The organism is Dyadobacter beijingensis DSM 21582, from assembly GCF_000382205.1.
Lineage (GTDB): Bacteria > Bacteroidota > Bacteroidia > Cytophagales > Spirosomataceae > Dyadobacter > Dyadobacter beijingensis.
In genome coordinates this window covers 954,536-974,957 of the sequence record NZ_KB907787.1, presented here as the reverse complement: position 1 = coordinate 974,957, position 20,422 = coordinate 954,536, and the positions used below count along the sequence as shown (strand labels likewise).

17 protein-coding genes are annotated in these 20,422 nt (G+C 50.2%); 7 read left to right on the top strand and 10 right to left on the bottom strand.

The genetic code is table 11. The annotated features are described in order from the left end of the window. Positions 1–7: 7 nt before the first annotated feature. The 3 genes from H144_RS0111280 to H144_RS0111270 form a co-directional block, all read right to left on the bottom strand. Complete coding sequence (locus H144_RS0111280) at positions 8–1,477, bottom strand: RagB/SusD family nutrient uptake outer membrane protein (protein WP_019942169.1); 1,470 nt, start codon at positions 1,475–1,477, stop codon at positions 8–10. Between the two features lie 34 nt (positions 1,478–1,511). Further along, complete coding sequence (locus H144_RS0111275) at positions 1,512–4,871, bottom strand: SusC/RagA family TonB-linked outer membrane protein (protein WP_051100084.1); 3,360 nt, start codon at positions 4,869–4,871, stop codon at positions 1,512–1,514. A gap of 282 nt (positions 4,872–5,153) precedes the next feature. Continuing rightward, positions 5,154–5,741, bottom strand: a complete 588-nt coding sequence (locus H144_RS0111270) for a precorrin-2 dehydrogenase/sirohydrochlorin ferrochelatase family protein (RefSeq protein ID WP_019942167.1) — start codon at positions 5,739–5,741, stop codon at positions 5,154–5,156. A 109-nt stretch (positions 5,742–5,850) separates the two neighbouring features. Between H144_RS0111270 and H144_RS0111265 the strand changes: the two genes are divergently transcribed. After that, positions 5,851–7,791: an ABC-F family ATP-binding cassette domain-containing protein gene (locus H144_RS0111265; RefSeq protein ID WP_019942166.1), complete on the top strand. Its 1,941-nt coding sequence runs from the start codon at positions 5,851–5,853 to the stop codon at positions 7,789–7,791. A 36-nt stretch (positions 7,792–7,827) separates the two neighbouring features. On the opposite strand, the gene H144_RS0111260 is transcribed toward H144_RS0111265, so the two are convergent. Continuing rightward, the gene (locus H144_RS0111260; RefSeq protein ID WP_019942165.1) at positions 7,828–8,406 is read right to left on the bottom strand and encodes a Uma2 family endonuclease; all 579 of its coding nucleotides are present in this window, start codon (positions 8,404–8,406) and stop codon (positions 7,828–7,830) included. 99 nt (positions 8,407–8,505) lie between these two features. Between H144_RS0111260 and H144_RS0111255 the strand changes: the two genes are divergently transcribed. Together H144_RS0111255 and H144_RS0111250 are read left to right on the top strand one after the other, a co-directional pair. Next, on the top strand, positions 8,506–9,786 hold the full coding sequence (locus H144_RS0111255) for a type IX secretion system plug protein (protein ID WP_019942164.1): 1,281 nt from the start codon (positions 8,506–8,508) through the stop codon (positions 9,784–9,786). Positions 9,787–9,798: 12 nt separating this feature from the next. Beyond that, positions 9,799–10,194, top strand: a complete 396-nt coding sequence (locus H144_RS0111250) for a hypothetical protein (RefSeq protein ID WP_019942163.1) — start codon at positions 9,799–9,801, stop codon at positions 10,192–10,194. A 60-nt stretch (positions 10,195–10,254) separates the two neighbouring features. Here the strand turns inward: H144_RS0111250 and ychF are convergent, their stop codons facing one another. Together ychF and H144_RS0111240 are read right to left on the bottom strand one after the other, a co-directional pair. After that, positions 10,255–11,355, bottom strand: a complete 1,101-nt coding sequence (gene ychF / locus H144_RS0111245; protein ID WP_026350608.1) for a redox-regulated ATPase YchF — start codon at positions 11,353–11,355, stop codon at positions 10,255–10,257. 162 nt (positions 11,356–11,517) lie between these two features. After that, the gene (locus H144_RS0111240) at positions 11,518–11,865 is read right to left on the bottom strand and encodes a DUF3276 family protein (RefSeq protein WP_019942161.1); all 348 of its coding nucleotides are present in this window, start codon (positions 11,863–11,865) and stop codon (positions 11,518–11,520) included. A gap of 240 nt (positions 11,866–12,105) precedes the next feature. On the opposite strand from H144_RS0111240, the gene H144_RS0111235 reads away from it, so the two are divergent. Both H144_RS0111235 and H144_RS0111230 read left to right on the top strand, forming a co-directional pair. Further along, on the top strand, positions 12,106–12,555 hold the full coding sequence (locus tag H144_RS0111235) for a septal ring lytic transglycosylase RlpA family protein (protein WP_019942160.1): 450 nt from the start codon (positions 12,106–12,108) through the stop codon (positions 12,553–12,555). Positions 12,556–12,569: 14 nt separating this feature from the next. Continuing rightward, positions 12,570–13,484 (top strand): DUF58 domain-containing protein, encoded by a 915-nt coding sequence (locus H144_RS0111230; protein WP_019942159.1) that lies wholly within the window; start codon positions 12,570–12,572, stop codon positions 13,482–13,484. Between the two features lie 30 nt (positions 13,485–13,514). Here H144_RS0111230 and radA read toward each other — a convergent pair whose 3' ends face one another. Beyond that, a complete protein-coding gene (gene radA, locus H144_RS0111225; protein ID WP_019942158.1) occupies positions 13,515–14,888 on the bottom strand; it encodes a DNA repair protein RadA in 1,374 nt (457 codons plus the stop codon). Positions 14,889–15,051: 163 nt separating this feature from the next. Between radA and H144_RS0111220 the strand changes: the two genes are divergently transcribed. Beyond that, positions 15,052–15,765: a porin family protein gene (locus tag H144_RS0111220; protein WP_019942157.1), complete on the top strand. Its 714-nt coding sequence runs from the start codon at positions 15,052–15,054 to the stop codon at positions 15,763–15,765. 284 nt (positions 15,766–16,049) lie between these two features. Here the strand turns inward: H144_RS0111220 and H144_RS31710 are convergent, their stop codons facing one another. Further along, the gene (locus tag H144_RS31710) at positions 16,050–16,367 is read right to left on the bottom strand and encodes a LytR/AlgR family response regulator transcription factor (protein ID WP_019942156.1); all 318 of its coding nucleotides are present in this window, start codon (positions 16,365–16,367) and stop codon (positions 16,050–16,052) included. A 430-nt stretch (positions 16,368–16,797) separates the two neighbouring features. Between H144_RS31710 and pheS the strand changes: the two genes are divergently transcribed. After that, positions 16,798–17,838, top strand: coding sequence for a phenylalanine--tRNA ligase subunit alpha (gene pheS, locus H144_RS0111210; protein WP_019942155.1), 1,041 nt, complete (start codon positions 16,798–16,800; stop codon positions 17,836–17,838). A 78-nt stretch (positions 17,839–17,916) separates the two neighbouring features. On the opposite strand, the gene H144_RS0111205 is transcribed toward pheS, so the two are convergent. Further along, complete coding sequence (locus H144_RS0111205; protein WP_026350606.1) at positions 17,917–18,648, bottom strand: esterase family protein; 732 nt, start codon at positions 18,646–18,648, stop codon at positions 17,917–17,919. 120 nt (positions 18,649–18,768) lie between these two features. Next, positions 18,769–20,199, bottom strand: coding sequence for a circularly permuted type 2 ATP-grasp protein (locus H144_RS0111200; RefSeq protein ID WP_019942153.1), 1,431 nt, complete (start codon positions 20,197–20,199; stop codon positions 18,769–18,771). Between the last annotated feature and the right edge of the window lie 223 nt (positions 20,200–20,422).

The window sequence follows — 20,422 nt, the reverse complement described above, 5'->3', positions numbered from 1 at the left end:
TGGCTTCTTATCTTGGATTCTGTTGAATACCTGAAATGGCGGCAGTCTGTGGGATCTGCAAAACGCGGCGGGGATCTCCGGCCGGCACGGAAATCACCGAGCCCGCGCGGGTGGTATGCGTCACCGCACGTTTGTAACGCTGGATATCGAACCAGCGCATACCTTCCTGCACAAACTCCACGCGCTTGAATGCGAGCACCGCCTCGATGATGTTGTTGCGGGCGTTTCCCGTCCTGAAATAACTGTTCAGACTGGTAGCGGTAACCCTGTGCGTGGCCGCGTCGTAATTGGACACGCGCTTGCTCACATAGGTGTTGAGGTCGGCCAGAGATGCGGTGGTATTATTCAGGTACGCATTCGCCTCGATGCGGTTGAAGAGCACTTCCTCCACGGTAAATGCCGGCAGCATCACATAAGGAAGACCGATCTCCGCATTCACCGACTCGCGAACGAAATATTCGGTTAGTTTGGGGATAAAATAGTTGTTATCTCCCCGGTAATACAGCGGAAATGCCCAGCTTGCATTACCGGCAATTGCCTGCTCGCTGGCCGAAATCTCCTGCCATTTGGCGTAAGTCATGCCGTAACGGTAGCTGGCCACGTAACGTCCGTAAGTCGAAGAGGTTTCAACGAGCAGCAGATTGGCATTCTCCGTTGCACGGGAATAAATGTTGAACAATTCTGCCGGCGACATGCTGGAATAAGTGGTATTCCAGGGGCGCATGTTTTCGGCAAAACTCCCCGGAATGGCCGCATTGGCGTATTGCAATACTTTTTGGTAATCCTTTTTAACCAGGTAAAAACGGCTGGCAAAAGCATTGGCCGCCGCCAGGTTGAAATGGTACTTCGGTACCGTGTAAGTACCGTCGCTGATGAGCGGAAGCCCTTCGAGCAAATCCGCTTCGATGGCCTGGTACACGCCTGCTACCGTGCCGCGCTCGTATTGTTTGATCACCACATCCTCGGGCACCGTCACGTACGGAATGCCGGGGCTGTCGTTGGTTGCCTGCGGGTCGAAAAACTGGCAGTAGTAGTTTACAAGCATAAAATGCGCATAGGCACGGGCCAGCAGCGCCTCGCCTTTCTGGGCATTGTACTCGGCCGGGTTCGGCATTTTGCTGATAATGTCCAGGGCTTCGTTCGCCACGGAAATGGCGCGGTAGCATTCGGCCCAGTACTGGTCGGGCGAATCCTGCTCGTCTACCGTGGCCTCCACTATTTCAAAAAGGAAAGATCCGCGGTTGGTTTTGTCGTCCTGCCCCTGGCCTTTGTCGGCTACATTATCACTCATCCCTTCCGAAAACACAATGTACCCGGCCTGTGGATAAGCGGTAGTGAGTAGTTGCGACACCTGCTTCGGCGTGTTGATGATCGCCCGCGTGCTATCCGGCTCTTTGGAAAGGAAATCCTCGCATCCGGCCAGCGCCAGCAGCGGGAGGATCAGTATCAGTTTTTTATATCTTTTGATGGCTTTCATATCTGAAAAATGTATCATCCTCACCATTACCCTGTTACAACGTCAGTTTCAATGCAACCGTAAACTGCTTCTGGATCGGCTGCGCCACACCACCGGAGTTAAAAAACTCTGGGTCCTGCCCTTTCAGCTTCTTGTCCGAATAGATCAGCCAGGGGTTGATCGACGACACCTGAATGCTTGCCGCTTTGAAACCATACTTTGAAATCACCTGCAAAGGCAGCTTATACGCCAGCGACACCGACTTCAACCGCACAAAATCGCCCTTCGCCACGCGCTCCGTGGAGTAGTTATAAATGTTGTAGGGATAAGTGCCTTGCAAATAAAGCAGCTCCAACTGGTCCGAAATGGACGGCTTGGCCGGTACCTGCTCGTCGCCGGACATTACCCAGCGGTCGAGAAACTCTTTCGGCATTGCATCCAAATCGCTGAACGAGCCGCGGAACAATGGATTAAGGCGGATCTTGTTGCCGGCCTGGTAGGTAAAGAATACGTTCATTGTGAGCCCTTTGTAGGTCAGTGTATTGTTAAAACCACCTGTAAACGGCGGGTCTACCGGCCCTTCATATTTGAGATACTGCACGTTCTGGTCCTGCAAGTACACATCCGAGCTCACTTCGCCATTCTCGTTCAGGAATATCGGCACACCGGTTTTGGGGTTCAGAGCACGGTAATCGATCGAGAAAAGGCTGCGTACCGGCTTGCCCTGCACATTGGCGCCTTCCGCCTTCACGAGGTCGAAAATACCGGGGCTGTTGTCCACGCTGGTAATGAGCGTGTGCGAGTAGCCGAATGTAATGCGCGAGCGAAAATCCCAGTCGCGGTTTTTGAAAAGCACCCCATCCACCGAAAAGTCGGCGCCGTACGATTCCATATCGGCATAGTTGGCCACTTTGTAGATCTGCCCGCCTATACCCGACGTTTTGATCTGGTCGATCAGGTCGAAGCTGTTGCGGACGTACGCGTCCAGTGTGAAATTGATGCGGTTGGCAAACAAACCCACATCGAGGCCGACGTTACCGCTGTATAATTTCTCCCAGGTAAGCTCGGTATTCTGCAGCGAAGCCAGCTGAATGGCCGATTCCTTCTCGTCGGCATAAGGCCGACGCGTGATAATGCTTTGCAGCAACACCGCTGCGTTGGTAGCAGGGCCTGTATCCGCCGAAAGCCCGTAGCTGAGGCGCAGACGGCCCATGCTCAGCCATTTCAGGTTTTTGAAAAAATTCTCGCGATCGAAGTTCCAGGAACCGGCAACGGTGTAGGTAGGCAGCCAGCGCGCAATGGCGGATTTACCGAAGCGGTTGGAACCATCGTAACGGACATAGCCGGTAAGGTTATACTTGTCGTCCAGCGTGTAACCCAGGCTGCCGTAAAATGCCGCGAACCGCTCGTAATCCATTTGCATTCCATAATACTGGAAGTTGGTTTCGATGGTTTGTTTCAAAATGCGGTAATCTACGAAGGGTGTTCCTCCCTGATCGTACTGGAAGCCGTAACCGGTATTATTGGAATTCTGGCGGTTGGTAAATTTCACTTCCTGCCCCACGAGCGCATTTACCTCGTGCCGCTCCCGGAATTTCTGGTTAAAACGCAGGTTGTTCCGTACATTATAGAACAGCATCTGGTCCTCGTTCCGGTTGTAAAAACCGCCGCTCGGCAGCACCACCACGGGGTTTGCATTGGGCACGTCGGGGTCGGTATAGAGGTATTTGTTTGCTAATGCGATGGTGGAATTGTCCGCCGCACGGTAGGCATTGGCCATGTTGCTATGCTCGGTGATCATGTGTTCGCGGCCGGTTTGAATGTACCGCAATGCGCCGAGGAAGTCGTAGCTGAAATGGTCCGTTATTTTGTAGGACAAATTGCCCTGCAGCTTGATATCGGCCAGCGTGAGGTTGATCCTGTTGTTCGCGAGCTCGGAAATAATGTTGAATGGGGCGAAGTTGCGGCGGAAATATTCGAGGTTGCCGTTCTGGTCGTAAGCGGTGAGCGTACGGCTCGTGTTCAGCGCGTAGCTGAATGGGTTAATGTCGAAATCGCGGTCGTACTTGCCTTCCACCGGGTTGCTCCGGCGGCTCAGCGAGCCCGGTGCCTGCTGCCGACGAACTGATGCAAGTGTCGTCAGCCCGATGCTCAGGCGGTCGGAAAGCTGGTAATTGTTGTTAAAATTAAGGGTGTACCGCTTCACCTTGTCGGCGATCGTCCAGCCATTATCGTCGAGGTAACTCACCGACGCATACGAGCTGGATTTCTCGGTACCGAACGAAACGCTGAGCGAGTGTTCGTGAATGAAATTTTGTTTAAAAAGGACATCAAACCAATCGGTGTTGGACTTGGCGTAACCGAGCAGGAAATCGCGGCGTGCCTCCGGCAGGTTTTTCAGGTCGAAATTGCCTTGATCGTCGCCGACCTGGATCAGGTTATACATTTTACCATACACGCCATAATCCGGTTTGGACAAAATATCGGTATTCAGGTAGCCATTGCGTTCGAGGTTACCCAGCACGGACATTTGCTGGGCTGAGTTCATGATGTTGAAATTGCGGTAAGAAGGCACCAGCTGCGTACTGAAATTACCCGAATAAGTAATGACCGGCTTGCCGCTCTTCCCCTTTTTCGTCGTGATCACGATTACCCCGTTCATGGCCCGTGCGCCGTACAATGCAGCCGCGGCGGCGTCTTTCAGGATATCGAAAGTTTCAATATCGTTCGGGTTAAGGCCTGCTACGGCCGAGCCCAGCAAGGTTGTTGGGTCGCCGCTCGAAAGCTGGTCGTTTGAAATATTCACAATATCCTCCTGCACCACGCCGTCGATCACCCACAATGGCTTGTTGGCCCCGTTCAGTGACGTGGCGCCGCGGATACGGATTTTGGGAGCTGCCCCGAATGTACCCGACACGTTCTGGATCGACACACCGGCGGCGCGGCCTTCGAGCATCCGGCTGACGTCCGGTAAGCCGTCGATCTTCACGTCGTCGGTTTTGAGCGTAACGGCCGAGCCTGTGAACTTATCTTTATTAATCTGCTGGAAACCCGTGACTACGACATCCTGCAAGCCGACGGCGTCTTCCACGAGCTCGATGGACATGCTCCGGGCGGCTTTCACCTCTTTGGGCAAAAAGCCGATCATCGTGATCACGAGCGTGGCATTGTCGCTCACGTCCTGTAACACGAACTCGCCTTTTTCATTGGTGACCGTACCCTTTTGCAAACCCTTCACGCGCACGGTGGACCCGATCAGCGGCTCGCCGGTGCTGCTTTTCACCACGCCCCGGATGTCGATATCGGCGGCAAATGCAAAGGAGGAAAACGGAGAAGTGCAAACGGACAGAAAGAAAACACCCAGGAGCAACACAATAAGCCGACTCTGGCCACTGATCCGATAGAAAAGATTCATATAAATAAGTATAAGTCTAACCCCAAATAACTGTCCGTCCGCCTGAGGCGGTTTTAAAATTTAATCAATTCAATAATACGTATTATCGCCCGAAAAGCGAAAACATTCTACCACCACCGGTGACAAATTTAAGCGGCATTGGTTGTATAAAAACAAAAGAATATACTTAATACGTGCAAAATACCGAAACCGTGGAGCGGCACTTCACCATTTTAGCAAATTATCTTCCTAAAAACACCCTAAAATCCTTTTTTATTGTTCAAAAAAGCGATTTAAGCGGCGTCAGGGAGCATCTTTTTTCTTTCCTGTCAAAACGGCGGTAATGCGGTTCAGCTCGTCGACCTTGGATGCGAAATCACCTTTCAGCATTTCGCGCACCGCTTTGAGCTGTTCCATGGCTTGATCCAGGTTATCGGGGAGCGCTTCGCCGAGGACTTCTTTGAGGCGTTTAGCGAACGTCGGCGACATGCCGTTGGTAGAAATAGCCACTTTCAGGTTCCCTTTACGGACCACCGAAGAGAGGTAAAAATCGCAGATATCAGGCGTATCGGCCACATTGGCGAGCATATGGCGGGCGCGGGCCGTTTCCCAGATCCGCCGGTTTTCTTCCTTATCATTCGTCGCGACGATCACCAGGTCCTTTTCGGCGAGATCGCTGTCTTCAAACTTACGCGCAATTAGATTTATTCGGGAATTGGCTGCGGCAATGTCGCGGATTTCATCCCGGATTTCGGGTGCTACAAGCGTCACGCGGGCAAGCGGCGCATTGTCCAGCACTGCGGTTATTTTTTCCAAACCTACATAGCCGCCGCCCACAATGAGCGTGTGCAGGTTTTCGAGTTTCAGGAATATCGGGAAGAGATTGTTCATTGTATCAAATTTACATAAATAACCCATTAGTAGCCACGTTGCGGATCTCTTTATAACTATTCCAACATGCCGCTTTTTCTATCTCCTTCTTTCCCCGTACCTTTGCACCATGATCGCGATTACGAACCTCAGCTATTTCCTGGGCGACCGTGCATTGTATGACGGCGCTTCTCTGCATATTAAACCCAAACAAAAGATCGGGCTTATCGGACTGAACGGTACCGGGAAGTCGACCCTGCTGCGCATGATCAACGGAGAGTTCCAGCCCGACGCCGGTTCGATCTCCAAGGCAGGTGACTGCACGATCGGCTTCCTCAACCAGGATTTGCTTTCGTACCAGACCGAAGATTCCATTCTTTCGGTGGCGATGCAGGCATTTGAAAGACAAAACCTGCTCCAAGTGCAAATGGACAAGATTTTGCACGATATGGAGCACAACTATACCGATGACCTCGTGGACAAGCTTGCCCGCGTGCAGGACGAGTTCGAAGCACTGGATGGCTATTCGGTACAATCCAAGGCCGAAGCCATCCTGGAAGGCCTGGGCTTTTCCACCACCGATCTGAACCTGCCGTTGCGCCAGTTTTCGGGGGGATGGCGGATGCGCGTAATGCTCGCGAAGCTGCTCTTGCAAAAACCGTCGCTGCTCATGCTCGATGAGCCGACCAACCACCTGGACCTTCCGTCGATCCAGTGGGTGGAAAAATACACGCAGAACTACGAAGGCGCTGTGATCGTCGTTTCCCATGACCGCCAGTTCCTGGACAATACCATTGATACTACTGTGGAAGTTTCGGGCGGGAAGCTCAATTATTATGCCGGCAACTACTCTTACTACCTGGAAGAGAAGGCATTGCGCAACGATATTCAGCGTGGCGCCTATGAAAACCAGCAGGCTAAGATCCGTCAGACCGAGCGATTCATCGAGCGGTTCAAGGCTAAGGCCACGAAGTCGCGCCAGGTGCAGAGCCGCGTGAAGGCGTTGGACAGGATGGACATTGTGGACGAGGTAATGGACGAGAATGCGAAAGTGCATTTCCGCTTCCAGTTCACGACGCAGCCGGGACGCCATGTATTCCAGCTTGAAGACGCTTCGAAGGCGTATGGCGACAAAGTGATCCTCGACGCGACGAATATCAGCATGGAACGCGGCGACAAGATTGCGCTGATCGGGGCGAATGGCCGCGGCAAGTCGACTGTACTGCGCATTGTGGCCGGTACGGAGCCTATTGATGGTAAAAGACGGTTGGGGCACAACGTATCGTTCACATTTTACGCGCAGCACCAGCTGGAATCGCTCAACGTGGCGCACAATCTGATCGAGGAATTGAAGTACGCCAACCCGACCAAGACGGAAACCGAATTACGGACGGTATTGGGCTGTTTCCTCTTCACGGGGGATGATGTTTTCAAGAAGATCAAGGTGCTTTCCGGGGGCGAGAAATCTCGCGTCGCATTGGCGAAAGTGTTGCTTTCACAGGCGAACTTCCTGCTGCTCGATGAGCCAACGAACCACCTGGATATGCAATCGGTGAACATTCTGATCCAGGCGTTGCAGCAATACGAAGGCAGCTACATCGTCGTTTCCCACGACCGGTATTTTGTGGAGAACATTGCGAACAAGATCTGGTACATCGAGGATCATCAGATTAAGGAATATCCGGGCACATACGAGGAGTACGAAATTTGGGTGGAAGAGCGCGGGTTGCAATCCGCTGTCAGTGAAAAAGTACAGGTAAGCAGCGCACCGCCGCAAAAGGCGCAGCCGGCACCTCAAAACAAAAACAATGGCAAACCGCAGTCCAACGAAGATGCTCAGAAGCTGAAAAAGGCCCGGAAGCAGATCGAGGAATTGGAAGAGACGATCAACAACCTGGAAGTCAGAAAAACGGAGACCGAAGCCAAGCTATCCGATCCGAAGATTTACAATGATTCGGTAGCATTGGGCGAAATGAACCGGTTTTATGCGGATATCAAGCAAAAGCTGGAACAGAGCACGGAGGATTGGGAAAATCTGATGCTGGAAGTGGAAGAGCTTTCGGGGAAATAGAGGAAATGCAAAAGGGAGCGAGGGCTCCCTTTTTTGTTACTTCAAATCTTCGACATATTCATAAATATCTGCCATTTTCAGTGTGAGGCTAATGTGACCGATTTCAATGCTCCCATCTTTCTCGTAGGCTTCAGAAGATAAATACCAAATATCATCGCTTCCCTTACGATACACCCGCGCACCAACCTCCTGAGAATTGATCAAAACGTATTCTACCAGGGATTTCAAACTCTGATAAAGGTAAAATTTTTTCCCTTGATCATATCCTTCCCTGCTGGGAGAAAGGATTTCCACAATGACGGAAGGATTGAGCAAAGTATCGTTTCTTCCTTCGAGAAGTTCGGCTTTGCCGCACACAATCAAATAGTCGGGGTAGGTGTATAGCGTATTTTCAGGGATATGAACACGTATATCCCCGGATAAACCTCTGCACGGTTTGCCTTTAAGAAATGTACCTACGCCTACCGACAGGTTTTCCTTAATTTGCGTGTGATTGAGACTCGCTCCGGCCATCGCAAATATCTCCCCACGGTAGTACTCACTCTTGTACTCCGCGGTGCGTTCCAGTTCGAGATATTCCTCCTGTGTGTACATTTTGATAGCTACTGCTGTCATGGTTTCTAATCAAAAATAGTTAATAATGTTCAAATCACCTTTTCCAAACTATATGTACCTTACACTTAAAAGTTACGTTACCCATTTAAAAAAACGGAAATGCGTTTAGTATTGCTGACATGCCTTTTGCTCATTTACACACACATTTACGCGCAGCCTCAGGGGTTGCGCCTGGAAGACTATATTTACCAGGACAAGATCAAAACGGTACTCTTGTATCCCGCCCTGGATGATCCCGAAACGCCGACACGCCTGCTCACGCCACCCATTACACCCCTGAACAACCCCGCCCCGCTCGTGTTGGAATTTGACGACATGACCGGCCAGCCGGAGGGCTTCCGCGCCAAGATTGTCCACTGCAATGCCGACTGGACCAAATCCAACCTGAACGATATCGAGTTCACCTACGAGTTCAACGAATACCCGATCAATGCATACGACCAGTCGTTCAGCACCAAAGTGCCTTACGTGCATTACAGGTTCGAGCTGCCAAAATTGAAGTTGCCGGGGAATTACGTAATCTATGTTTTTTCAGACAGGGATCGTAAACTAATGTGCAGCCGGCGATTTATGCATTATCAAACGCGCGTGAACATCAATGCGCAGGCCCGCTTTTCACAGGGTATCCAGCAGCAATTCTCGGATCAGCAGATCGATTTTTCGGTGGATTACAAAGGCTATCAGCTCGTAGCGCCGCAAACGGACCTGAAAGTGGTGATGCGCAAGAACTTTCGCTGGGACCAGGCTAAAACAGGTTTCAAACCGAGCAACGTGCGGCCGTTCGACCAGCAATTGGAATACACTTTTTTTGACCTTGAAAACACCTTCCAGGGCGGCAACGAATTCCGGTATTTCGACAGCCGCTCGCTGACCGGCCGCGGATACGGGGTGAACGAGATCGAGCGGACGGATGATTACACTAAGTTGTTCCTTTTCCCGGACAAGCCTCGTGCGCATGTGCCTTATGTACAGATCGACGATTTCAACGGGCAATACATTGTAGACCAGCGCGAATCCGGACGGGGAAGTGTGGAGGCCGACTACACGCCGGTTGTATTCACATTGAAAATGGCCGAAGAGCCGGATGCGACATTCTATGTAAACGGCGCATTCACTATGTGGCAGCTTACCGACCAAAACAAAATGACCTATGACGCAACCGCGCAAGCCTACCAGGTCGAAATGATGGTGAAACAGGGCGTTATCAACTACGATTATACCGTGGTAAGGGGCAATCAGAAACCGGACGAATCTGTCATTGAAGGCAATTTCTCCCCTACCGAGAACGACTACGACATATTGATCTACCACCGCCCGCCAGCCAGCCGCGCCGATTTGCTGATCGGTTACCGCACTGTGGAGTGGAACCGGCGGCGTTAAACACCTGACGTTATGAAATCATCAGCGAACACCGTCTACCTCACGTCGAACCTCTCGATTACCAACGACGAGAATTACATTGTCGACTGCCTGGTGGACCACGATGAAATGCCGGCGAATTTCGAGGCAAGCCACGTTATCAGTTTCTACGCCCAAACGGACCTCTGCCTCGTCCTGTATTTCCCGCAACACGACGATCGCGGGTTTCAGATGTACGTTGTCGAAGATTTCACGCAGAACACCGACGACCTCGTTTTCCTGCGCGAGATGTTCATGCAGCTCATCAATGAAGGACATAACCCCGAATTAATGAAAAAAGCGCATTACAAGGTCGATTCGATATTGCATATGGCGAAGACGCTGCGGGCGGTCATCCACAAGGACGCTCCGGACTATTACGAGGACTGATATAAAGCAAAAAGAGCGGCGCAAATGGCCGCTCTTCGCATATTCCGGTATTTTCAGCAACTACACATTGAAACGGAAGTGCATTATGTCGCCGTCTGCCACGACATATTCTTTGCCTTCCACCGCCATTTTACCGGCTTCCTTCACGGCAGGTTCCGTTTTATATTGCTCGTAATCGGCGATTTTGATCACCTCGGCGCGGATAAAGCCCTTTTCGAAGTCGCTGTGGATTACGCCGGCTGCCTGAGGCGCTTTCCAGCCTTTTACGATCGTCCAGGCGCGCACCTCTTTTACACCCGCGGTGAAATAGGTAATAAGGTTCAAAAGCGCATAAGATGCTTTGATCAGTTTGCTTAGGCCGGATTCCGCCAAACCGTATTCGCTCAGGAACATTTCATGTTCTTCCGGATCTTCGATTTCCGAAATCTGCGATTCGATGGCCGCGCAAAGAACGATCACATCGGCGCCTTCATGTTTTACGGCTTCGCGCAGCTTTTCAGAATACTCGTTGCCTGTCAGCATCGAACCTTCATCCACATTGGCTACGTAAAGCACCGGCTTCGCCGTCAGCAATTGCAGGTCGCCGATAACCGATTCCTTCGTTTCCGCATCGATTTCAACGGCCCTGGCATTTTTGCCTTCTTCGAGTGTTGTTTTATATTTTTTCAACCATTCGAGCTCCGCTTTGGCTTTGGCATCGCCGGCGCGGGCGCCCTTTTCGGTTTTCTGGATTTTCTTCTCGATCGATTCGAGGTCTTTGAGCTGCAATTCGGCATCGATGATCTCTTTATCAAAAACCGGGTCGACACGCCCTTCCACGTGCACGACATTGTCGTCGGCGAAGCAGCGCACTACGTGTACGATGGCATCTACCTCACGGATATTGGCCAAAAATTTATTTCCCAAACCCGCTCCCTGGCTCGCGCCTTTCACGAGGCCGGCAATGTCGACAAACTCGATGATGGTAGGAATGACTTTCTGGGGGCTGACAAGCTTGGTAAGCGTGTCCAGACGTTCGTCCGGCACCGTCACAACGCCCACATTAGGCTCTATGGTACAGAAAGGATAATTGGCAGCTTCGGCTTTGCCGGTAGAAATGGCATTAAAAAGGGTGGATTTCCCAACGTTCGGCAATCCGACAATCCCGCATTGAAGACTCATATATTGATGGTAAGCAGTGAACGGCGGCCGCATGCCTGACTGGTGATGCAAAGCATGCCCGCCTGCTGAATAATAATTTTCGCAAAATTACTATTTAGCAGGTACAAAAACCAAAAGCCTTCGTAATCAATTGCGAAGGCTTCCTTACATTATCTTAATTTCTTAATCCCACTTAAGGTCAGACTCTCCTACTACGTCTACCTCGTCTCCTTTGGATTCAAATTGTGAGAAGTCAACCTCTGGCATCAATTCTGTCTTCACGTGATCCACCGCTTCTTTCAATGCCTCCACGAACTTGTCAAAGTCCTCCTTGTACAAAAACATCTTGTGCTTTTCGTACGTAAATCCGTCTCCCTGTGGGTGGCGACGGCTCTCTGTGATGGTAAGATAGTAATCGTTAGATCGCGTAGAGCGAACATCGAAGAAGTAAGTCCGTTTTCCCGCCCTGACCCTTTTGGAGTAGATTTGCTCTCTGTCTTCCACTATGTTTAGTTTTAAATAGGTTTCCAAACGCTAAAATATAAAGTTTATTGCTGCTTCCAAAAAAACCGGAACATATTAGCGATTTGTTGGTTACGGGTTACAACTCTGGCGTTGACGTCGTTTCAAATTAACCGCAATTTTTACTGGTTTGTTAAAATCTTTTTGCTAGTTTTGAAATTCGTGGGTTTTAAAATTGATCTGCAATACCAAAGAAAGATATGAAATAAGGGACATTTACCTTATTATGTTTCACCTAAATCCAGAAAAATGACTTATCGTCGGATTCTGATTCTCACCATGTTAGCGTTGGCCGCGCTGCTTCCTGATGCATTTGCACAAGTGAAGCTCGGCAAAACGGAAACCGGAAGCGCCTCCTACTACTCGGCGCGGTTCCACGGCCGGAAAACCTCATTCGGGGAAGTACACAAAAGCAGTGAGCTGCTGGCCGCCCATCCGAGCTATCCGCTCAATACCATGCTTGAAGTGACGAATCTGGATAATGACGAGAAAGTGATTGTGAGAGTCAACGACAGAGGTCCTTTTTCGCGGCACCGCGTGATTGACCTCAGCAAAGAAGCAGCCCGCCTGTTGGGCATTCTGGCAAAAGGCGTTGCCAATGTCTCCGTAAGGGTTGTGGGAATGGAAGGAATGGTGCTCTTATCACCCAACGAACAAATTGACCCCAAATCGGGCAAAGTCATTTCCATGAGAAAGTAAGCCTTGATGCCAATATGAGTGTCCGCCAACTGGATCTGGCCAAAGTCAGAGAATTCGGAAACCTGGAATTTCTTGCAAAACAGTTGGTAGAAGGTTTCATCACCGGTCTTCATAAATCTCCTTTTCACGGCTTTTCGGTCGAATTTGCCGAACATCAGCTGTACAATACCGGCGAATCCACCCGCAACATCGATTGGAAGGTGTTCGCCAAAACTGATCGTCTGTACGTCAAGCGCTACGAAGAGGAAACCAACCTCCGCTGCCACATCCTGCTCGATACTTCCTCTTCCATGTATTATCCCGAAGAAAATTTCGGGAAAATGACGTTCAGCGTGATGGCGGCGGCCAGCCTTACCTATTTGCTGCAGCGCCAGAAAGACGCTGTAAGCCTCTGCACATTTTCGGAGCAGATCGAAGTGCAAACGGCCGTGAAATCTACGCCTTCGCATGTGCACAAGATCATGCTAGAACTGGAACAGCAGCTGCAAACGAAGCGTCCGTTAATGAAAACTTCGGTAGCGGATGTGCTGCATCAGATCGCCGAAAAGATCCATAAGCGTTCACTGGTGGTTATTTTCAGCGATATGTTCGATAACCTGGAAGAGGCCGACAAGATCTTCTCTGCATTACAGCATTTGCGTCATAACCTGCATGAAGTGCTGCTGTTTCACGTCACCGACCGGAAAACGGAAGAGGCTTTTGCATTCGAAAACCGTCCCTACGAGTTTATCGACTTAGAAACCGGCGAACGCATTAAAGTGCAGCCCGAGCAGGTACGTGAATCCTACCAGCAGTTTGTAGGAGAATTTTATCAAAAACTCAAATTGAAATGCGGGCAATACAAGATCGACTTCATTGAAGCGGATATTGCCAAAGGTTTCGACCCTGTACTGCTCGCCTACCTGGTGAAGCATTCCAAAATGCGTTGATTTCTAACGCATTTATACATTAGTAGTAAATTATTGATTCAGGAAGAGCGACATAAACAGCTCGTCCAGATGCGCTACGGGGATCACTTCAATTTTCGCACGCTTCAAATCGAGCCCTTTGCTATTATATTTCGAAATGTAAATCTTCTTGAAACCCAGTTTCTCAGACTCGGAAATTCGGTTTTCGATCCGGTTAACGGCCCGCACCTCGCCTCCCAAACCCACTTCTGCCGCAAAACATACGGACGCGGGGATAAATTTATCCTCATAAGACGACACGAGCGACGCCACCACCGCCAAATCAATGGCCGGATCTTCTACTTTCAAACCACCCGCAACATTCAGAAACACATCCTGCACGCCAAGCCGGAACCCGCCGCGCTTTTCCAGAACGGCCAGCAGCATTTGCAAACGCTTCGCGTCGAAGCCCGTGCTGCTGCGCTGGGGCGTGCCGTAAGTGGCCACGCTCACAAGCGACTGGATTTCAACCAACAGAGGCCGGTTCCCTTCCATCATCGAACCGATCGCGATGCCGCTCACAGGCTCGTCGCGCTGCGAAATGAGTATCTCCGACGGGTTACTCACCTGCCGTAGGCCTGTCCCCTGCATTTCGTAAATACCCAGCTCGGAAGTACTTCCGAAACGGTTTTTCATCGTCCGGAGAATGCGGTAGGTGTTGTGCCGGTCGCCCTCGAACTGCAACACGGTGTCCACCATGTGTTCCAGCACTTTCGGTCCGGCAAGCGAGCCATCCTTGGTAATATGCCCGATCAGGAACACCGGAACGCCCATTTCCTTGGCATACTTCATGAACTCGGCCGTGCATTCACGTACCTGCGACACACTTCCCGCACCCGACTCGATGTAGGTCGATTGCATGGTCTGAATGGAGTCTACAACGAGTATTTCGGGTTGAAAATCTTCGATCTGCCTGAATATGTTTTGCGTCTGGGTGTCGGTCAGGATATAGCATTTGTCGCTTTTCGCGGCCATTCGCTCGGCCCGCATCTTGATCTGTGCCTCCGATTCCTCACCGGAGACGTACAGAACCTTCTTATTGGAAAGCGTCAATGCGATTTGCAGCATTAATGTCGATTTACCGATACCCGGTTCACCGCCGATGAGTACCAGCGAGCCCGGCACGATACCGCCTCCCAGCACGCGGTTCAGCTCCTCGTCGAAAGTGCGTATGCGTGGCTCATTTTCGTAGATAATCTCCGCAATGGCCCGCGGCTTGTTCGCCAGGTTCACCGACTTCCACGACACCGCTGTTTTCTTGTCGTCCTTTTCAATGACTTCCTGTACGAAAGTATTCCACTCGCCGCAGGACGGACACCTGCCGACCCATTTTGGCGAATTATACCCACATTCCTGACAAAAATATGCCGTCTTGGCTTTGGCCATAATAGAATAGTCTAATTTATAGTGTCCTGGTGACTAACGTATTTCCAGTGATATTAATCCAATATTTAGATGTTTTGGCCATAAAATCAAAAAAAATGTAGGATAGGTATAGTTTTTTGCAATTTGGCGTTATTAACCGGTTTTACTTAAAAAATTATATTCCATGAAACTCCTGACAAAAGTAGCCTGTGCCTGTCTGCTGTGCGTTTTTGCATTCTCGAATGTGCAGGCTCAGAAAAAAGGATTTGCGTTCGGTATCAAGGGAGGGGTAAACTTGTCGCGGCTTACCATGGGCGATGTGTTCACGACGCGTTACGATGAAAATGGCAATCCATACCTGGGATATGACGGCAAAGAAGTACGCGATAATCTGAAAGAAAGCTTCAATACGAGAACCGGGGCGGTCGGCGGGATCTGGATGCGTTTCGGAAGGACGCTTTTCGTTCAGCCGGAGGTTTTGGTCTCCACGAAAGGCGGCTCATTTAAAATCATCGAGCACGACCAGGAAACGCCGATAGAAAAAACGATCAACATCAAATACAGTAATATCGATGTGCCCTTCCTGATCGGTTTGAAAGGCGGGCCATTCCGCATTCTGGCCGGGCCGGTTGCGTCCTTCCGCATTGGCGACAATCAGCGTCTGCGCGATGCATTCAAATATTATACTTCCGATCTGAACAATGCGATGTCGGAAGCGACATTCGGGTACCAATTGGGAGCAGGTCTGGATTTGGGCAATTTCAGTCTCGATGTCCGGAAAGAAGGATCATTCACCAACCTGGCTTCCTTCCAGGTGAATGGCCAGCAGTCGGCGGGCGGCTCTGTGAAGCAAAAGGTGAGTTCCTGGCAGGTGACGCTGGGGTTGAAGTTGTTTTAATGGACGGCCGACGGCCGACCGCTGACTGCAGTTTGACGGCCGACGGCCGACCGCTGGCCGCTGGCCGCCGATTGTAGTTTTAACCGCCGGGAATTGACCGCTAACCACCGAATGTATAAATAGTATTCGACGTACAAACTAATCGGCGGTCAGCCGTCGGCGGTCAGCCGGTCAGCGGTCAGCGGTCAATCAGCATCGCCCAAAAACAAAACGAGCAGCCTTCGATCGTAGCGATGGCTGCTGTTTTTATGAATAACCCACTAATTTAATTCACCAAATATCTCTTATGCGCTGATGCGGAGAAGATTGCTGTGATCGAGCAAGCCCGATACTTCTTTGATTTTTCTGCGTGATACAACCACTTCTTTACCGCATGACAGTTTCAGCATGCGATCGTCTTCGAGGCGCTCAACCACGTAGTCGGAATTCACGAGATAAGATTTGTGAACTCTGAGAAACTTCCCGTTCAGCTGCTCGGCGAGCGATTTCAATGTTTTCGAAACCAGGTATTTCTTCCCGGTGTTGGTATATATGAATGTGTAGTTTCCTTCACCTTCGAGGAAGGTGATTACATCGGGAGTCAAAAAGATCGTTCTGCCCATGGACTGAACTGAAATATAAGAGCGGCTGTCATTATATGATCTCTCTGACAGGTTGGGGCGAGTAAAGCTTGGAAAATTTTTCATGGTAACTACGCTAATATTGTTGTGATTTCTTGTTCCAAAATTAGCACATAGCGTAACGACCAGAAAATACGTAAAAGTACGTACAGCCATCCAACTAACTGATTTTAAATACTTTAACAAATAGGTAATACATCAAATGACGTAACGAAACTTAGTAAAATGCGTAATTTTACGTAGTCTCAAAAACATGGATTATTTCAATAAACAGCCTCATTAGACGTTTCCTTGCCGTTTCGCTTCCTCCTGCGCGCTAACTTTCGCTATCTTTGCAGGAATTTCGGCCCCTTGAAAACAGGCTTGCAGCCGCAGCAAGGCCGTGTAAGTCACCAATAACTACAAGCTTTTTATGATTACCGACCGGGTAAAGGAGTTAGTTTCTGAAATCGAACAGGCGACAGTTACCAACAAAGAGCAGCTGGAAGCTTTCAGATTGAAATACATCAGTAAGAAAGGCGCGGTTACCGAGCTTTTCGACAACCTTAAAAATATCCCCCAGGAAGATCGCCGGGCAGTCGGCCAGGAACTGAATACACTTAAAAACCTGGCACAAACCCGCTTTCAGGATTTCCAAGCCGCATTGGAGAATGCCGCCGACAGCAACCCTGAAATGCTGATCGACCTTACTTTACCGGTTACGCCCAACTTGCAGGGAAGCTTACACCCGCTAACCATCGTGCGCCGGAGGATCATCGAAATTTTCGAACGCATGGGTTTCAATGTGTCGTACGGTCCGGAAATCGAGAAGGACTGGTACAATTTCAGCGCGTTGAACTTTGCGGACAACCACCCTGCACGTGAAATGCAGGACACTTTCTTTATTTCCAAAAGTACCGGCGAGGTAAAAGACGACGTGCTCCTGCGTACGCACACGTCTAACGTACAGGTGCGCCTGATGGAGCGCCAGAAGCCGCCTATCCGCAGCATTATGCCCGGCCGCGTGTTCCGTAACGAAGCTATCTCAGCCCGCGCACATTGCGTTTTCCACCAGGTAGAAGGCCTGTATGTGGATAAAAATGTCAGTTTCAAAGACCTGAAAGATACTTTATACCATTTCGCGAAGGAAATGTTCGGCAAGGATTCGAAGATCCGTCTGCGGCCGTCGTACTTCCCGTTCACGGAGCCCAGCGCGGAGATAGACGTTTCTTGCTTTATCTGCGGCGGTGTAGGATGCAATGTATGCAAGCACACGGGCTGGGTGGAAATAGCCGGTTCCGGAATGGTTGACCCGAACGTGCTCGAAAACTGCGGCATCGACAGCGAGGAATACACCGGTTTCGCATTCGGGATGGGTATCGAACGGATCACGATGCTGCGTTATGGCATTAATGACCTGCGTTTATTCACCGAAAACGATGTAAGGTTCCTGCGCCAGTTCGAAGGAGCGTGATGGGGAATACTTAAAAAGCAGAAGCCCTGGCATCATCACATGCCAGGGCTTCTGCTTTTGGTATCTATTATCGTGTTGTTAAAAACGTGTTTCCAGGTAATAGGGAAGCATTTTTTTCCAGGACCACCATTCGTGGGGAATATCGCTACCCCAGATATCCAGCTCGTGCGGGACGTTTTTAGAAGCCAGGATCGATGAAATGTGCCTCGAATAATCCGGCACCTCGTACGCGCCCGAGCCTGTGATGAAATGGATGTGACGGCTGTCGCGATACATGGATAAGTGCCATTCCGCTTTCAGATTCGGCAGGTAGTGCACCGGCGAATTGAAATAGACGTTGTCGTCGTAATAGCCATTGGTATACACGCTCAGGTCATAGCACCCGCTCATCGCGATCACGCCATTAATGTAGTCGGGATGCTTGAAAAACAGGTTGGCCGCGTGCAATGCCCCGAACGACGCACCGCCTGCGATGATCTCGTTGTTCGCGCTGGTATCTTCCTTGATAAACGGCACGACCTCCTTGATCACATAATCATTGAACGCCTGATGCCGCACCGCCTTATCATAACCGTGCATATGCGGGTTCAGCCAGCTCTCTGCATTGATACTGTTAATACAATATACTTTTACCTTTCCCGAATAAATATAAGGTTCGATGCTCTCGATCAATCCGTGCCTTTCGTATTCCAGGTAATCGGAAGCCGCGGTCGGAATGAGCAGGAGCGCAATTCCATAATGCCCGTAAACGGCAATCTCCATCTCCTTGTTAAGCGCCGGACTGAACCATCCGGTTATATGGCGTTGCATTGTTACATCATTTAAGTTACTGACTATTCATACTCTATTTCAGGCAGTTCAAACAAGGTTTATCAAAAGAAATCATAAACCGTTATCATGAACAGCCTGCCAGTAACTGTTAATGATAACTTAATACAATACCCACGTATCTTTTCCGCCACCACCCTGCGACGAGTTCACCACAAGCGAGCCCTTACGCAGCGCCACGCGCGTAAGCCCGCCCGGAATTACGCTGATGTCGTCGCCATACAAAATGTATGGTCGCAGGTCGACGTGGCGACCTTCTGCATGCCCTTCTACCATACAAGGCACTCTTGATAGTGAAATCGTAGGTTGAGCAATATAATTCCTCGGATTGGCCTTTATTTTTTCGCGAAAAAGTTCGTGTTCTTCCTCGGTCGCTTTTGGCCCGATGAGCATTCCGTAGCCGCCGGCTTCATTGGCTTCTTTTACAACCAATTGTGAAATATTCTCAAGAACGTAGTTCATATCATCCTCCTCGCCGCAGATGTACGTCTGCACGTTCGGGATAATGGCTTCTTCGCCGAGATAATACTTGATAATGCGCGGCACATAAGCATATACCACCTTATCGTCGGCCACGCCGGTTCCGGGCGCATTGGCCAATGCCACACGACCCTTTTTATACACTTCAAAAATGCCGGGAATACCGATGAGCGAATCCTCGCGGAATGATTCCGGGTCCATGAAGGTATCGTCGATACGCCGATAGATCACGTCCACGATCTGCAAGCCGTTGGTTGTCCGCATTTTCACATAACCATCCGAGACCACGAGGTCACGCGCATCCACCAGCTCCACACCCATTTGCTGCGCGAGGTACGAATGCTCGAAATAGGCGGAATTGTAGATTCCGGGTGTCAGCACCGCCACCGTCGGGTTAGGACGGTCGGCTAGATGTTGCAGCATTTGCAGCAGGCGTGTCGGATAGTCGGACACCGGCCTGACGCCCGTACGCGCAAGCACGTCCGGGAATATCTGCTTCGACAACTCTCTGTTTTCCAACATATAAGAAACTCCCGACGGGCAACGCAGGTTATCTTCCAGCACCATAAATGTGCCGTCGTCGCCCTTGATCAGATCGGTACCTGTAATGTGGCACCAGATGCCTTTCGGCGGTTTCAGACCGATGCATGGTTTAAGAAAGCACTTACTCGACTCGATGAGCTCGCGTGGGACGACGCCGTCATTCAATATGTTCTGCTCATTGTAAACATCGTCGATAAACATGTTCAACGCCTTGATCCGCTGTTTCAGACCTTTTTCCAGCCATTCCCATTCCGCGTTGGAAAGCACGCGCGGAATAATGTCAATCGGCATAATGCGCTCGGTACCCTCGCCTTCCGAATACACATTGAAAGTGATCCCCATCGACAGCAATGCCCGCTCCGTGGCCGACTGCCGGTTGGTGAGGTCTTCGTGTGTCAGGTTTTCAAATTTATTCTTCAAATGCTCGTAACCCGGACGGATTTCGCCCGTCGGAGTAAACATCTCATCGAAGAAATTTTCTATTTGGTAATTTGAAAATGAAAAATTCATACAATTCAAAATTTGAATAAGTCAATACCGATAGTTCACAGAACAATATATGGTCAATGTATGAATTACCAAAACAATTACCAAGTTACGCACAACCCTGCCACATCTTTCAGCAGTCACACCGGGCCAGTACCTAATGCTAACTATTTGACCGTGATGCTTTCCGGGGCCGCAACCTTTATCGCATATCGTCCGTATTAAAATCGTGCCGCTATTCGTTATG

Bases quoted from the DNA above. Each gene is read 5' to 3' on its own strand.
- H144_RS0111280 (WP_019942169.1), bottom strand. From the start codon at position 1,477: ATGAAAGCCATCAAAAGATATAAAAAACTGATACTGATCCTCCCGCTG.
- H144_RS0111275 (WP_051100084.1), bottom strand. From the start codon at position 4,871: ATGAATCTTTTCTATCGGATCAGTGGCCAGAGTCGGCTTATTGTGTTG.
- H144_RS0111270 (WP_019942167.1), bottom strand. From the start codon at position 5,741: ATGAACAATCTCTTCCCGATATTCCTGAAACTCGAAAACCTGCACACG.
- H144_RS0111265 (WP_019942166.1), top strand. From the start codon at position 5,851: ATGATCGCGATTACGAACCTCAGCTATTTCCTGGGCGACCGTGCATTG.
- H144_RS0111260 (WP_019942165.1), bottom strand. From the start codon at position 8,406: ATGACAGCAGTAGCTATCAAAATGTACACACAGGAGGAATATCTCGAA.
- H144_RS0111255 (WP_019942164.1), top strand. From the start codon at position 8,506: ATGCGTTTAGTATTGCTGACATGCCTTTTGCTCATTTACACACACATT.
- H144_RS0111250 (WP_019942163.1), top strand. From the start codon at position 9,799: ATGAAATCATCAGCGAACACCGTCTACCTCACGTCGAACCTCTCGATT.
- ychF (WP_026350608.1), bottom strand. From the start codon at position 11,355: ATGAGTCTTCAATGCGGGATTGTCGGATTGCCGAACGTTGGGAAATCC.
- H144_RS0111235 (WP_019942160.1), top strand. From the start codon at position 12,106: ATGACTTATCGTCGGATTCTGATTCTCACCATGTTAGCGTTGGCCGCG.
- H144_RS0111230 (WP_019942159.1), top strand. From the start codon at position 12,570: ATGAGTGTCCGCCAACTGGATCTGGCCAAAGTCAGAGAATTCGGAAAC.
- radA (WP_019942158.1), bottom strand. From the start codon at position 14,888: ATGGCCAAAGCCAAGACGGCATATTTTTGTCAGGAATGTGGGTATAAT.
- H144_RS0111220 (WP_019942157.1), top strand. From the start codon at position 15,052: ATGAAACTCCTGACAAAAGTAGCCTGTGCCTGTCTGCTGTGCGTTTTT.
- H144_RS31710 (WP_019942156.1), bottom strand. From the start codon at position 16,367: ATGGGCAGAACGATCTTTTTGACTCCCGATGTAATCACCTTCCTCGAA.
- pheS (WP_019942155.1), top strand. From the start codon at position 16,798: ATGATTACCGACCGGGTAAAGGAGTTAGTTTCTGAAATCGAACAGGCG.
- H144_RS0111205 (WP_026350606.1), bottom strand. From the start codon at position 18,648: ATGCAACGCCATATAACCGGATGGTTCAGTCCGGCGCTTAACAAGGAG.
- H144_RS0111200 (WP_019942153.1), bottom strand. From the start codon at position 20,199: ATGAATTTTTCATTTTCAAATTACCAAATAGAAAATTTCTTCGATGAG.